The sequence below is a fragment of the Rhizobium sp. CB2179 genome, assembly GCF_057653455.1.
On sequence record NZ_CM172781.1, the window covers coordinates 2,038,834 to 2,052,361 of the forward strand.

Sequence of the window (13,528 nt, forward strand, 5' to 3'; positions counted from 1 at the left end):
TCTTATAATGGCGCCAAGATCGTGCCGATACCGTGACGGCATGACCCAGCTCCTGTCCATATCGGCCAACACCGCCGCTATTGCGTTCGAGTCGCTCCGAATCCCGCAGCGTGTCGCGACGAGCACCGCCGCCCGCGATGCGCGCCGCGTTGCCGACCGGCAGTTGAAGGCCGAAGGCACCGAGGAAATAGACGAGCCCTCCAGCATCATCCAGTCGACCGAAGTGGCCCTCGACCTGATGGCCAAGGGCAATCGCCAGCCGCAGGCCGGCCTGAAACAGGCGCTGCGATCCTACGAAGACTTCTGAGGCCATCGCCTTCCAAACGAAAGCTCACGACTGCCGTCACAGTCGCGGGCTTTTCTGTTTAACGAGTCTACTTTCATTTGCCCTGGGCGGAGAGCACCTGCAGGACCAGATCGACCTTGCCGGCCTTTTCGAAGATCAGCGTCACCGGCACCGTATCGCCCTGCTTGAACGGCGTCTTCACCTTCTGGAACATCAGATGCAGGTTGCCGGGCTTGAGCTTGACCGTCTCGCCGGCGGCGATGGCGATGCCGTCCTTCAGCTGGCGCATCCGCATGACGTTGTCCTTCGTCACCATCTCGTGGATCTGAACCTCACCAGCTGCGGGCGAACTGACGGACACCAGGCGATCGTCCGTCTGGCCGTTATTCTTCACCGTGAAGAAGCCGCCGCCGACCGGCTGGCCGGGCAGCATTGCCTTGGCGAAGCCACCGGAGACTTCGAGATCGCCGGCCTTGACCGTTTCGCCGGCCGGCGCCGCAGCGCCCATGCCCGCCGTCCCGCTCATGTTCATACCGGACATATCCATGCCGGCCATGTCGTCATGGTCATGGCCACCTTCGCCGGCGACGACCTTCAACAGCGGCGCCGGGCTTTTCAGTCCGTGCGCGTCGCCGCCTTCCGCCGCCACCTGATCCCAGGCCGTGACCGTCTCGCCGCACATCTGCGTCACCGGAAAGACGAGCGAGGAGCCGGCCTCGACACCCGATACCTTACCCTGGATGACGAAGGTATCGTAGAAATCGTCGGAGAGATTGCCGTTCCTCCAGCGCACTTCGATCGCGCCCGTCTTCACCTTGTCGCCGTGATTGTCGTAGGTCTTCTGGTAGTCGCCCTTGATCACCTCGAGCTCCCAGCCGGCCTTCGGCTGCGGCTTGGCGAAGACGAATCCCTCAGGCAGCTTGACTCGCACTTCCGTGGTCGCCTTGCCGTCGCAGCCATGCGGCACCTGCAGCGTGGCGAGAATGGTGCTGTCCTGCGTCGCCTCTCTGTCGAGGAAGGTCACATGCGCCTCAGCGCTGGCCAACGCGGTCACGGAAAGAAGGGCGGCAAGCCCGAATGACTTGCCAAATGTCTTGCCAAATTTCTTGATGGCTTTCATCGGATGTCTCCTCGCCGGCCACGGACCTCTCTCGGGCGGACCGGCATGCTGCATCATGGATTGCGAAGGCAGATCAGGCGAGGATGGGAGGCGCGCGGGAATTCGGCCGGCTGACAGCGCTTGCGCCTGAAACGGCTGATGTTTCGATCGGCGAATTCATCAGCGAAGCGAGTTTGCGCTCGAGCCACGAGCCCGCATCCGGCGTCGGCAGGATGGTGGAGGCCGACAGCCGGCAGGCTTCGCAATTCGGCTTGAAGGCGACGGTCTTGCCGTCGGCATCCTTCACGGTGACGCAGAGCGAGGCGAAGGTGCCGTCGGGCAGCACATAGGCCGCGGCATCATAGCCTTCGGCGGCGACAGCCTGTGGCACCTGATGGGCGAGGCCGAGCAAAAGCAGGCTCAATGCGCAAAGCATGCGCAGGAAGAGCGTCGCTTTCAGTCCGGTCTGCCGCATGAGATCCCCTTCAACAGAAGGCCGCGATAGCCGGTTTTAGCACGGAATGCAAAAGCAGATTTGCCTGAGATCAACGCTTGCTGGGAATAAGACGACAAAAATTTGCCCGGTCACGACATTTAGTCTTGCCAAGTGCTGCACCCGCCGGATAATTGCGCCAACCTTGTTGGGAGAAGCCGGTGCTTTCGCCACCGGTGCCGAAGGAGCAACCGCCCCGGAAACTCTCAGGCAAAAGGACCAGCACGGGGCAGACGGAACTCTGGAGAGAAGCGTTCTCGAAACGCTCGCCGAAGGGATAACAATCTCAGGCAAAGGGACAGAGGGGGCTCAGGAGAGAAGTGCGCAGCCGCGCCTTCAGATTTGAGCCCGCGCCTTCGTGAAGAAGGCGCAAACCCCGGAGGCGTCTTTTGGACGATACTGCTGCCCTGAAAAGAACCCCGTTGCATGCCCTGCATCTCCAGCTCGGCGCCCGCATGGTGCCGTTCGCCGGTTACGACATGCCGGTGCAATATCCGGCCGGCGTGATGAAGGAGCATCTTCATACCCGCGCCGAAGCCGGCCTCTTCGATGTCTCCCACATGGGCCAGGTCATCGTGAAGGCGAAGTCGGGCAGCTATGAGGATGCGGCTCTCGCGCTCGAAAGCCTGGTCCCCGTCGACATATTGGGCCTTGGCGAAGGCCGCCAGCGCTATGGCTTCTTCACCGACGATACCGGCTGCATTCTCGACGACCTGATGATCGCCCATGTCGACGACCACCTCTTCGTCGTGGTCAACGCCGCCTGCAAGGAGGCCGACGTCGCCCATTTGCAGGCACACATTAGCGACCAATGCGACATCACCGTCCTCGATCGCGCCTTGATCGCGCTGCAGGGACCGCGCGCCGTTGCGGTTCTTGCCGAACTCTGGGCCGATGTCGCAGCGATGAAATTCATGGACGTGCGCCACTGCCGTCTGCACGACGTTTCCTGTCTGGTCTCGCGCTCCGGCTATAGCGGCGAGGACGGCTTCGAGATCTCGATTCCATCAGACAAGGCCGTGGATGTCACCAAGCGGCTGCTCGAACATCCGGACGTCCAGGCGATCGGCCTTGGCGCTCGCGATTCGCTGCGCCTCGAAGCCGGCCTCTGCCTCTACGGCAACGATATCGACACGACCACCTCGCCGGTCGAGGCCGCACTCGAATGGGCTATGCAGAAAGCAAGGCGCGGCAGCGGTGCGCGCGCCGGCGGCTTCCCGGGCTCTGGCCGCATCCTCTCCGAACTCGAAAACGGCGCCGCACGCCGCCGCGTCGGCCTGAAGCCAGAAGGCAAGGCGCCAGTGCGCGGCCATGCCAAGCTCTATGCCGATGCCGAGGGCAAGATCGAAATCGGCGAGGTCACCTCGGGCGGCTTTGGCCCCAGCGTCGAAGGCCCCGTCGCCATGGGCTACGTGCAGCTCTCCCATGCTGCGGCAGGCACGCTCGTCTACGCCGAGGTGCGCGGCAAATATCTGCCGACCACCGTCAGCGCCCTGCCCTTCGTCACACCGACCTACAAACGCTAAACCTTTTCCAGAGAGGACCAACCATGCTGAAATTTACCGAAGAACACGAATGGCTGAAGATCGAAGGCGGCGTTGCGACGGTCGGCATCACCACTTATGCCGTCGATCAGCTCGGCGACTTGGTTTTCGTCGAACTGCCGGAAGTCGGCGCGACCTTCTCCAAGAACGGCAATGCCGCGACCGTTGAATCGGTCAAGGCTGCTTCCGACGTCTATTGTCCGCTGGATGGCGAGATCACCGAGGTCAATCCGGCCATCGTTGCAGATCCATCGCTGGTCAATTCCGATCCTCAGGGCGCCGGCTGGTTCTTCAAGCTGAAGCTTGCAAATGCTGCCGACGCCGATGGCCTGCTCGACGAGGCGGCCTACAAGGAGCTCACTGCGTAATGACGACGCCGACAGAATTCCAGTTCACCGACTATCAGCCCTACGATTTCGCCAATCGCCGCCATATCGGCCCCTCGCCGGCCGAGATGACCGACATGCTGAAGGTGATCGGTTATAACAGCCTCGACGGCCTGATCGACGCGACGCTGCCGCCCTCGATCCGCCAGAAGGCGCCGCTCGTCTGGGGCGCGCCGATGACCGAGCGCGAGGCGCTCGACAAGCTGCGCGAGACCGCCAACAAGAACAAGGTGCTGGTCTCGCTGATCGGCCAGGGTTATTACGGCACGATCACGCCGCCGGTCATCCAGCGCAACATCCTGGAAAACCCGGCCTGGTACACCGCCTATACGCCTTACCAGCCGGAGATCAGCCAGGGCCGCCTGGAAGCGCTGCTGAACTACCAGACGATGGTCTGCGACCTCACCGGCCTCGACGTCGCCAACGCCTCGTTGCTCGACGAGGCGACCGCCGCCGCCGAAGGCATGGCGATTGCCGAGCGCGTCGCCAAGTCGAAGGCGAAGGCCTTCTTCGTCGATGCCGACTGCCATCCGCAGACCATTGCCCTGATCCGCACCCGCGCCGAGCCGCTCGGCTGGAGCGTCATCGTCGGCAATCCCTTCACCGATCTCGATCCCGTCGACGTCTTCGGCGCGATCTTCCAATATCCCGGCACGCACGGTCACGTGCATGATTTTACCGGCCTGATCTCGCGCCTGCACCAGACCGGCGCCATAGCGATCGTCGCCGCCGATATCCTGGCGCTGACGCTGCTGAAATCGCCCGGCGAAATGGGTGCCGATATCGCCGTCGGATCCTCGCAGCGCTTCGGTGTGCCGGTCGGCTACGGCGGCCCGCATGCGGCCTATATGTCGGTCAAGGATGCCATCAAGCGTTCCATGCCCGGCCGCCTCGTCGGCGTTTCCGTCGATGCCCGCGGCAACCGCGCCTATCGCCTGTCGCTGCAGACCCGCGAACAGCATATCCGCCGCGAAAAGGCGACGTCGAACATCTGCACCGCCCAGGTACTGCTTGCCGTGATGGCCTCGATGTACGCCGTCTTCCACGGCCCGAAGGGTATCAAGGCGATCGCCCAGCAGGTGCACCAGAAGGCCGTGCTGATGGCCAAGGGCCTGGAAAAGCTCGGTTATAAGGTCGAACCCGAGACCTTCTTCGACACGATCACTGTCGATGTCGGCCATATGCAGGGTCTCATCCTGCGTGCCGCCGTCGCCGAAGGCGTCAATCTGCGCAAGGTCGGCGAAACCAAAATCGGCATGAGCCTCGACGAACGCACCCGGCCGGCGACGCTCGAAGCCGTCTGGCGCGCCTTCGGCGGCAATTTTACCATTGCCGATTTCGAGCCTTCCTACCGCCTGCCGAAGGGCTTGCTCCGCACCAGCGATTACCTCACCCATCCGATCTTTCACATGAACCGCGCCGAAAGCGAGATGACGCGTTACATCCGCCGGCTCTCCGACCGGGATCTGGCGCTCGACCGCTCGATGATCCCGCTCGGTTCCTGCACGATGAAGCTCAATGCGACGGCGGAAATGCTGCCGATCACCTGGCCGGAATTTTCCGACATCCATCCCTTCGTGCCGGCCGACCAGGCGCTCGGCTACCGCGAGATGATCGACGACCTGATCGAAAAGCTCTGCGCCGTCACCGGCTACGACGCCTTCTCCATGCAGCCGAATTCCGGCGCGCAGGGCGAATATGCCGGCCTGCTGACGATCCGCAACTATCATATCGCCAATGGCGACGGCCATCGCGACGTCTGCCTGATCCCGACCTCTGCGCATGGCACCAACCCGGCCTCGGCTCAGATGGTCGGCATGAAGGTCGTCGTCGTCAAGGTGCGCGAAAATGGCGATATCGATCTCGACGATTTCCGCGCCAAGGCTGAGCAGCATGCGGCAAACCTCTCCTGCTGCATGATCACCTACCCTTCGACGCACGGCGTCTTCGAGGAGACCGTCAAGGAAATCTGCGACCTCGTGCACGAGCATGGCGGCCAGGTCTATCTCGACGGCGCCAACATGAACGCCATGGTCGGCCTATCCCGCCCCGGTGACATCGGCTCCGACGTTTCGCATCTCAATCTGCACAAGACCTTCTGCATTCCGCATGGCGGCGGCGGACCCGGCATGGGCCCGATCGGCGTCAAGGCGCATCTGGCCCCCTACCTGCCCGGCCATCCCGAAACCGACGGCCGTCCGGGTGCGGTCTCGGCCGCCGCCTTCGGCTCCGCCTCGATCCTGCCGATCTCCTGGAGCTATTGCCTGATGATGGGCGGCGAAGGCCTGACGCAGGCGACCAAGGTGGCGATCCTCAACGCCAACTATATCGCCACCCGGCTGAAGGGCGCCTATGACGTGCTCTACAAGTCGTCTGCCGGCCGCGTCGCGCATGAATGCATCATCGACACCCGTCCGCTGGTCGACAGCTCGGGTGTCACCGTCGACGACGTCGCCAAGCGGCTGATCGACTGCGGCTTCCATGCGCCGACCATGAGCTGGCCGGTCGCCGGCACGCTGATGATCGAGCCGACGGAAAGCGAGACCAAGGCCGAACTCGACCGTTTCTGCGAGGCGATGCTGGCGATCCGCGAGGAAGCCCGCGCCATCGAGGATGGCCGCATGGACAAGGTGAACAACCCCCTGAAGAACGCTCCGCACACGGTGGAAGACCTCGTCGGCGAATGGGACCGCCCCTACTCACGCGAACAAGCCTGCTTCCCGCCCGGTGCCTTCCGCGTCGACAAATACTGGTCGCCGGTCAACCGCGTCGACAATGTCTATGGCGACCGCAACCTGATCTGCACCTGCCCGCCGGTGGAAAGCTACGCAGAGGCCGCCGAATAGCGGTCAAGCCTGACGCTGTAGCGACGGGCCCAGCAATCTGAGCCCCTTCCATCAAGGGAGGGGCTTTCCTAATTCTGATAGAAATGTGCGGCTAACCTGTCTTGTTAGCCGATCCAGGTTCAATTCCTCGGCAGGGGCACCAGTTTCCCAGTTCCCCTGCTCTCTATCAGCGTCGAAGCGTGCCGATTTGCGGGCTAGAACAGGATGATTTTAGGCCGGGTCGGCCTAAAATCTGAATCCTGTTCTACATTATATAGTTAGAGCATGATGTCGTCCGAAAACCGCTTACACTTTTCGGCATCATGCTCTAGAAGCGCTCGCCGACCATATGCTCGCTTTTCGTCCACAATCCCCTGGCCGTCTCGGGATCGAGCGCGTAGGTACGCACGCCTTCGGAAATCGGGCTGATCTCCGCATCCGTCACTTCGGAGACGTGGCAATTCTCGCAATATCTGCCACCGACCGCGTCTGCAGGGGCGACGAAACCTGCCCAGACGGAGGTAGCCGCACCCTGAGGAATCGTCTTCCACTGGAAAGGCGGCTTGCCCTCGGCGGAGAGTGCTGCGTTGATCTGCGTTATCATGCCTTCAATCATGTCAGGGTCGAGATGACGGTCGAGCTCGGTCTGGATGCCGCCGGGATGCAGTGCCGTTGCACGGATGCCGCGCTCCTTGAGGCGCCGGTCGAGTTCCACCGCGAACAGGATATTGGCGGTTTTCGACTGGGCATAGGCCGCCCAGGGCTCATAGGTCTTGCTCTCGAAATTGAGATCGTCGAGGCTGAAAGGTGCCATGCGATGGCCCGAGGATGCGACGATCACCACTCGGCCGCCCGATTTGACGAGCGGTCCGATGCGGTTGACCAGCGCGAAATGACCGAGATGGTTGGTGCCGAACTGCGTTTCGAAGCCATCGGCGGTGCGGCCGAAGGGAGCGGCCATCACGCCGGCATTGGCAATGACGACATCGAAGGGCCGGCCATCCGAAATGAGCGCATCGGCACAGGCGCGCACGCTTGCCAGAGAGGCAAGATCAAGCTCGACGATATCAAGGCTGCCGCCATTGGCCGCACCGGCACGCACGACTTCCGTTGCCGCCCTCGCCTTTGCAAGGTCACGTGCCGTACCCGTCACCTGCGCTCCATGGGCTGCCAACACACGCGCGGTTTCCACGCCGAGGCCGGCCGAAACACCCGTCACCAGAACACGCTTGCCCTTGAGATCGACGCCGGCGAGCACCTCATCGGTGGTCGATGTCGCGCCAAAAAGTCCACTCATGATTATCTCCTTGATCATGGACGCACCGCTCCAGGCTGGTGGACCATTGCCCGCCGGCCTCAAATGAAATAAAAGGAGGATGCCTCCAGATAAATATGGAGGGTACCTCCGCTTATCAAGGGGACCTCTCGGAAATGGCCGAAAAAAGCGACGAGCCCACCGCCCGAAAGCCGCGTGCGGATGCCGAACGCAATCGTCTTCTGCTGATGGAGACGGCAAAGACCGTCTTTGCCGACAAGGGTTCCAGCGCCAGCCTGGAGGAAATCGCCCGCATCGCCGGCGTCGGCATCGGCACGCTCTATCGCCATTTCCCGACCCGCGACGCACTGGTTTCCGCCATCTACCGCAACGAGACGGCGCAGCTTGCCGCTGCCGCCAAAAGCCTTGCCGAGACACATCCGCCTGTCGAAGCGCTTCGCCTGTGGCTGGTGCAGTTCGTCGACTATGTCGTGACGAAACACGGCATGTCCGAAGTGCTGGATTCTTTGGTCGGCGGCACCTCCGAGCTCTATGCCGATTCTGCCGATTTGATCATAGGTGCCGTCAATCTGCTGGTGGATCGCGCAGTCGCCACCGGTGAAATCCGTCTGGCGATGGACCCGCTCGATATCCTGCGCGCCCTGGCCGGCGGCGCGAGCATCAGCTGTGGCCCCGCCTGGCGGGAGGCGGCAAGGCAACTCATCGATATTCTGATTGCGGGTATGAGAGCCAGTCGCTGAGCTACGCAGAGGCAGCCGAATAGCAGCAGTGAGGCAAAGCCCTTCCCAAGGTTGGGAGGGTCTGCATGCTTTTGGTGCGCAAGGATCAAATTTAACCTTTCTTAGCAAGTCTCTGTTAGCAATTCAGAAAGGCGGCTTCCATCAACATGGATCTCCGTCGATCCCTTGTTCTGCGTGCAGGTTCTTATGCGTACATCGGCAGTGCCAGCAATCCTCCTCGCCGCCCTGATCCTGTCGGGATGCGCCGCCAGTTCTGGCGCCGAAGATGTGCTGGGCAACGTGCCGTCGTCGGAAACGACCAATGCCATCGCCCAGCCAAGCGGCCCGATTCCTGCCGCTGCCGTGGGCGATCCTGCGCCGCAGGCAAGCCCGCCGCAGCAAGCGTTGCGCTGGGCGGGAGAGGTTCCGGAGCCGCAGGCGCTCGTGCCCGCCGACAGGCCGGTTGGCATGCCGCTGCCGATAGATAAACCGGTCGCGCTGCTGATGCCGGCCAATCCCGCCGGCAATGCAATGCCCGATGTCGGCACGAGATCGCCGACACGCGGCCAAATTTACGGCCACCGCTTCCGCGATGCCAAGCCGATCAACTTCGGCTCCACCTCGCCGAGAAAGCTTGCCGTGCATGGCGTCGATGTCTCGCGTTGGCAGGGCGAGATCGACTGGGAAACGTTGCGGCGGCAAGGCGCCAATTTCGTCTACATCAAGGCGACCGACGGCGGCGATCACCTTGATCCGATGTTCAAGAAAAACTGGCGCCGCGCCAAGGAAGCCGGCCTGAAACACGGCGCCTATCACTTCTTCTATTGGTGCCGGACGGCAGGCGAGCAGGCCGACTGGTTCATCCGCAACGTGCCAAGGGAAGCCAACGCTCTTCCGCCCGTCATCGACGTCGAATGGAACGGCGAATCGAGCTGCAAGAGGCACATCTCGCCTGCACGTGTCCGGGAAAAGATGCAGGTCTTCATGGACAAGCTGGAGCGCTACTACGGCCAGCGCCCGATCATCTACACGGCGCCGGACTTCTACCGCGACAATTTGAAGGGCCAACTGCTCGACTACCCCTTCTGGCTGCGCTCTGTGGCCGCTCACCCCTCCAAGGTCTATCCGGGTCGCAAGTGGCTGTTCTGGCAATATTCCGGCTCCGGCCTTTCCGATGGCGTTGACGGCAAGATCGACCTCAACGTGTTCAACGGCAATGAAAGCGATTGGCACGACTGGGTGGCGTCGCGATAGCCGAAGCTTGCAATGGCTCCGCGCCCCGTCCTCACGCGGACTTCTGCACCTTCACCGGCACGCCTTTGTAGGCAGGCGTTCCCGATTTCCGGTCGTAATCGCCAAGCGCGATGACCCTGTTCATCTCGGGATAATATCCGGCGATGGAGCCAACAGGGATGTCGTAGGCCACTGCGGTGAAGCCTCTGACCGCCCTGCTGCTGGTTTCAGCGACCGACTCGATATCAACCTTATCGCCATCGGCGAGGCCGCGTGCGAAGAGATCCCCGCTGTTCATGAAGATCACGTCACGGCGGCCGAAGACGCCACGATAGCGGTCGTCAAGGCTATAGATTGTCGTGTTGTACTGGTCGTGACTGCGCAGCGTTGTCAGAACCAGTGTGTCTGCGTCTGCAAGGCGCGGATCTTCCTCCAGCCCAGGCGCGATGAGAAACTGTGCTTTTCCTGAGGGCGTGCGCCATTGCCGGTCGGAGGCCGCCACCGTCAGCCGGAAGCCGCCGGGTTTCCTGACCCGTGTGTTGAAATCATGGAAATCGGGAAAGACCACTTCGATCTTTTCCCGAATGCGATTGTAATCGCTGATCATCCCGTCCCAATCGATACCGTATTTGACGCCGAGCGTTGCCTTGGCGATGCCGGCGATGATCGCCGGTTCGGATCTCAGCTCTTCGCCTGGTGGTTTCAGGAAGCCGCGCGAGGCGTGCACCATCGACATGGAATCCTCGACGGTCACCGATTGTGGTCCCGTCGTCTGAATATCCTGGTCGGTGCGGCCGAGAACGGGAAGGATGATGGAGGTTCGGGCGATCAGCAGGTGCGAGCGGTTGGGCTTTGTCGCCAGATGGACGGCAAGGTCGAGCTTGCGCATGCCGGCGAATGTCGCCTCCGGATCGGATATGGCGACGGCGAGATTGCCGCCGAGGCAGACCAGCGCCTTCGACCGGCCTTCGATGATCGCCTCGATGGCCTCGACGGCGTTATGGCCCTTCTCCTCCGGCGGGCGAAAGCCAAAGGCCTTCTCCATGCCGTCGAGAAGCGCCATGTTGGGGATCTCGGTGATTCCGACGGTCCGGTCGCCCTGAACGTTCGAATGCCCCCGCAGCGGGCAGATACCGGCGCCCTGGCGGCCGATATTTCCCCGCAACATCAGGAAATTGGCAAGCTGCTGGACATTGGCAGTGCCGTGGCTGTGCTGGGTGATGCCCATGCCATAGCAGAGGATGACGTTGCGGGCGTTGAGATAGACATCAACGGCGCTGTCGAGCGCCTCGAGCGTCAATCCCGATCTCTTCAGGATCGACGCCCACTCCGTCTTTGCAATATCGGCCTTAAGAGCCTCCAGTCCGATCGTGTGGGTTTCGATGAATTCCCGGTCGAGAAAGCCTTTGCCGCCTGCCGCGATATCGGCATCGTCGCGCTCGAATATCTGCTTCATCAGGCCCTTGAGGGCAGCGAGATCCCCTCCGGTGCGCAGCTGATGATAAGCAGATGCGATCGGCGTCGAAGACATCGTCGCCATTTCCACCGGGTTCTGCGGTGCCGCAAATTTCTCGAGCGCGCGTTCTTTCAGGGGATTGAAGACCACGATCGGGACGCCGCGCCTCGCGGCATCATGCAGAGTGGTCATCATCCGCGGGTGGTTGGTGCCGGGATTGTGGCCGAAGCTGAAGATCGCATCGGCATGATCGAAATCTTCCAAGGTCACCGTGCCCTTCCCGACCCCGATCGAGTCGGGCAGACCGACGCTGGTCGCCTCATGGCACATGTTCGAGCAGTCGGGAAAATTGTTGGTGCCGTAGGCCCTGACGAAAAGCTGGAACAGGAAGGCTGCCTCGTTCGAGGCGCGTCCCGATGTGTAGAATTCGGCCATGTCAGGATCGGGCAGTTTGCGCAGTTCGGCGCCGATCAGCGTGAAGGCTTCCTCCCAGCCGATCGGCAGGTAGCGGTCGCTGGCGTGATCATAGACCAGCGGATGCGTCAGGCGGCCCTGGTCTTCCAGCTGATGGTCGTTACATTGCCACAGTTCGGCGACCGTATGCGCCGCGAAAAAGTCAGGCCCGGCACGTTTCGCCGTGGATTCCCAGGTGATCGCCTTGGCGCCGTTTTCACAGAACTCGAATGAACTCGTATGTTTGGGATCGGGCCAGGCGCAGCCCGGACAATCGAACCCCTCGGGCTGATTGGCTTTCAGCAGCGTCGCAGCCCCCTGCGCAATGACCTGCTGGCGCGCAAGGGTTTCGGCGACGGCTTTGAGTGCACCCCAACCGCCGGCAGGGGCCGTGTATTTCTCGATGCCTTTCGGCCGCTTCTTGGTCATCACCTGCTCCACAAATCCGTCCGAGGGCCAGCGCCTATTATCAATGCAAAGGGATGCCACGCGATAGATGGCGCGGACATCCTTTTAAAAGATCGGACCGCTCCGAGGGGGCGGAGCGGTCGTGGCGGATCATGGGATCCACGAGACTCGGCGCGGGAGGGGACATGCCGATGTCTATCGGCACATTCGCGGTGCCGGTCTCCACATGGAAGTCACTTCCGAGAGACAGCCAGACCTTACGTCCCGGCAGCAGACCACGAAACTATACATAGGTATGGGGGATCTTGTTGATACCATATTGCCCAAGCTCGTGGTGCCCGCTGAGACCTAAACAGAAGGATAGGTCCGGCTACACCAGCATTGAATGTCCTGCTTTCCAAACCTGCTCTACGGTTCTTTCAAGGCCAGCGAAGCAGGAACGCCAAATTGACGGCCGCGCAGCCAGATCGCTCATTCCCGAAATGCCAGGGAGAACAGCCATGGACCGTATCGAACTCGAAAACCGTCGCAAGGCGTCGCTTGCCACTCCGTCCGACCTTGCCTCCAACGCGACCGCCGACATCTCGGGCCCGTTGGCAGCGCTGCTTGCCGATACCTTTGCCCTCTATCTCAAGACCAAGAACTTCCATTGGCATATGAGCGGCCCGCATTTTCGCGATTATCACCTCCTGCTCGACGAACAGGGCGACCAGATTTTCGCGATGACCGATGCGATCGCCGAGCGCGCCCGCAAGATCGGCGGCATGACGATTCGCTCGATCGGTCATATCGGCCGGCTGCAGCGCCTTCTCGACAATGACGCCGATTTCGTCACGCCGCGCGACATGCTCGCAGAACTGAAAGACGACAACCAGCAGCTCATCTCGTTCATGAGGCAGGCGCACGAGGTCTGCGCCGAGCATAACGACGTCGCCACATCAAGTCTGCTCGAAGTCTGGATCGACGAGACGGAACGCCGCGCCTGGTTCCTGTTCGAAACAACCCGGAACGCCGCATAACCGGCTGACCGTCCGCTGGAAAGGGTAATGTCATGACCACTATCCGGACACTTGAGGATCCTCAACTCGGAAGATTTGGTCTTCTGGCGAAGGCGGCCGCCAACGGATCAGCTTTCGTCGACACTTGTTATGAAGCGCTATGTCACGGACGCGAATGGCCTCCGTTGCGGTCGTTCGGGAACCATGTCAATCGACGCCGGCTGATCATCGGCCAGTTGCTCATCCTGGCTGCGGCGCTTGCATTTGCAGCCGCCGCATCGCCCATGTCGGCCCTGGTGGCGGCGTCTCTTATCGCCGCCGCAGGCTCCACTGCCGCTTATCCTGGATACAG

11 protein-coding genes and 1 riboswitch are annotated in these 13,528 nt (G+C 61.8%); of the genes, 7 read left to right on the plus strand and 4 right to left on the minus strand.

Features of this window, described 5'->3' with window-relative positions:
* The first annotated feature begins 40 nt into the window (after positions 1-40).
* Positions 41-307, plus strand: coding sequence for a hypothetical protein (locus AC244Q_RS10250; RefSeq protein ID WP_012757583.1), 267 nt, complete (start codon positions 41-43; stop codon positions 305-307).
* Positions 308-380: 73 nt separating this feature from the next.
* Here AC244Q_RS10250 and AC244Q_RS10255 read toward each other — a convergent pair whose 3' ends face one another.
* Both AC244Q_RS10255 and AC244Q_RS10260 read right to left on the minus strand, forming a co-directional pair.
* Entirely contained in the window at positions 381-1,406 is a 1,026-nt protein-coding gene (locus AC244Q_RS10255) for a DUF1775 domain-containing protein (RefSeq protein WP_113545029.1), read from the minus strand.
* A gap of 73 nt (positions 1,407-1,479) precedes the next feature.
* On the minus strand, positions 1,480-1,860 hold the full coding sequence (locus tag AC244Q_RS10260; RefSeq protein ID WP_017994169.1) for a hypothetical protein: 381 nt from the start codon (positions 1,858-1,860) through the stop codon (positions 1,480-1,482).
* Positions 1,861-2,017: 157 nt separating this feature from the next.
* Positions 2,018-2,110: riboswitch (glycine riboswitch) on the plus strand.
* Between the two features lie 157 nt (positions 2,111-2,267).
* Here AC244Q_RS10260 and gcvT point away from each other — a divergent pair.
* From gcvT to gcvP, 3 genes are read left to right on the plus strand one after another with little or no spacing between them, the layout of a single operon-like run.
* The gene (gene gcvT, locus AC244Q_RS10265; RefSeq protein WP_017994171.1) at positions 2,268-3,404 is read left to right on the plus strand and encodes a glycine cleavage system aminomethyltransferase GcvT; all 1,137 of its coding nucleotides are present in this window, start codon (positions 2,268-2,270) and stop codon (positions 3,402-3,404) included.
* 23 nt (positions 3,405-3,427) lie between these two features.
* Complete coding sequence (gene gcvH / locus AC244Q_RS10270; RefSeq protein WP_017994172.1) at positions 3,428-3,790, plus strand: glycine cleavage system protein GcvH; 363 nt, start codon at positions 3,428-3,430, stop codon at positions 3,788-3,790.
* A complete protein-coding gene (gcvP, locus tag AC244Q_RS10275) occupies positions 3,790-6,654 on the plus strand; it encodes an aminomethyl-transferring glycine dehydrogenase (RefSeq protein WP_128406474.1) in 2,865 nt (954 codons plus the stop codon). The genes gcvH and gcvP overlap by 1 nt, the downstream gene beginning before the upstream one ends.
* A gap of 307 nt (positions 6,655-6,961) precedes the next feature.
* On the opposite strand, the gene AC244Q_RS10280 is transcribed toward gcvP, so the two are convergent.
* Positions 6,962-7,930, minus strand: coding sequence for an SDR family NAD(P)-dependent oxidoreductase (locus tag AC244Q_RS10280; RefSeq protein ID WP_164902310.1), 969 nt, complete (start codon positions 7,928-7,930; stop codon positions 6,962-6,964).
* Positions 7,931-8,025: 95 nt separating this feature from the next.
* Here AC244Q_RS10280 and AC244Q_RS10285 point away from each other — a divergent pair, with 95 nt between their 5' ends.
* Positions 8,026-8,649, plus strand: a complete 624-nt coding sequence (locus AC244Q_RS10285; RefSeq protein ID WP_128406476.1) for a TetR/AcrR family transcriptional regulator — start codon at positions 8,026-8,028, stop codon at positions 8,647-8,649.
* A gap of 186 nt (positions 8,650-8,835) precedes the next feature.
* The gene (locus AC244Q_RS10290) at positions 8,836-9,882 is read left to right on the plus strand and encodes a glycoside hydrolase family 25 protein (protein WP_128406477.1); all 1,047 of its coding nucleotides are present in this window, start codon (positions 8,836-8,838) and stop codon (positions 9,880-9,882) included.
* Between the two features lie 31 nt (positions 9,883-9,913).
* On the opposite strand, the gene AC244Q_RS10295 is transcribed toward AC244Q_RS10290, so the two are convergent.
* Positions 9,914-12,199, minus strand: a complete 2,286-nt coding sequence (locus tag AC244Q_RS10295; RefSeq protein ID WP_128406478.1) for an FdhF/YdeP family oxidoreductase — start codon at positions 12,197-12,199, stop codon at positions 9,914-9,916.
* Between the two features lie 479 nt (positions 12,200-12,678).
* Here AC244Q_RS10295 and AC244Q_RS10300 point away from each other — a divergent pair, with 479 nt between their 5' ends.
* Entirely contained in the window at positions 12,679-13,197 is a 519-nt protein-coding gene (locus AC244Q_RS10300; protein WP_012757593.1) for a Dps family protein, read from the plus strand.
* The last annotated feature ends 331 nt before the right edge of the window (positions 13,198-13,528 follow it).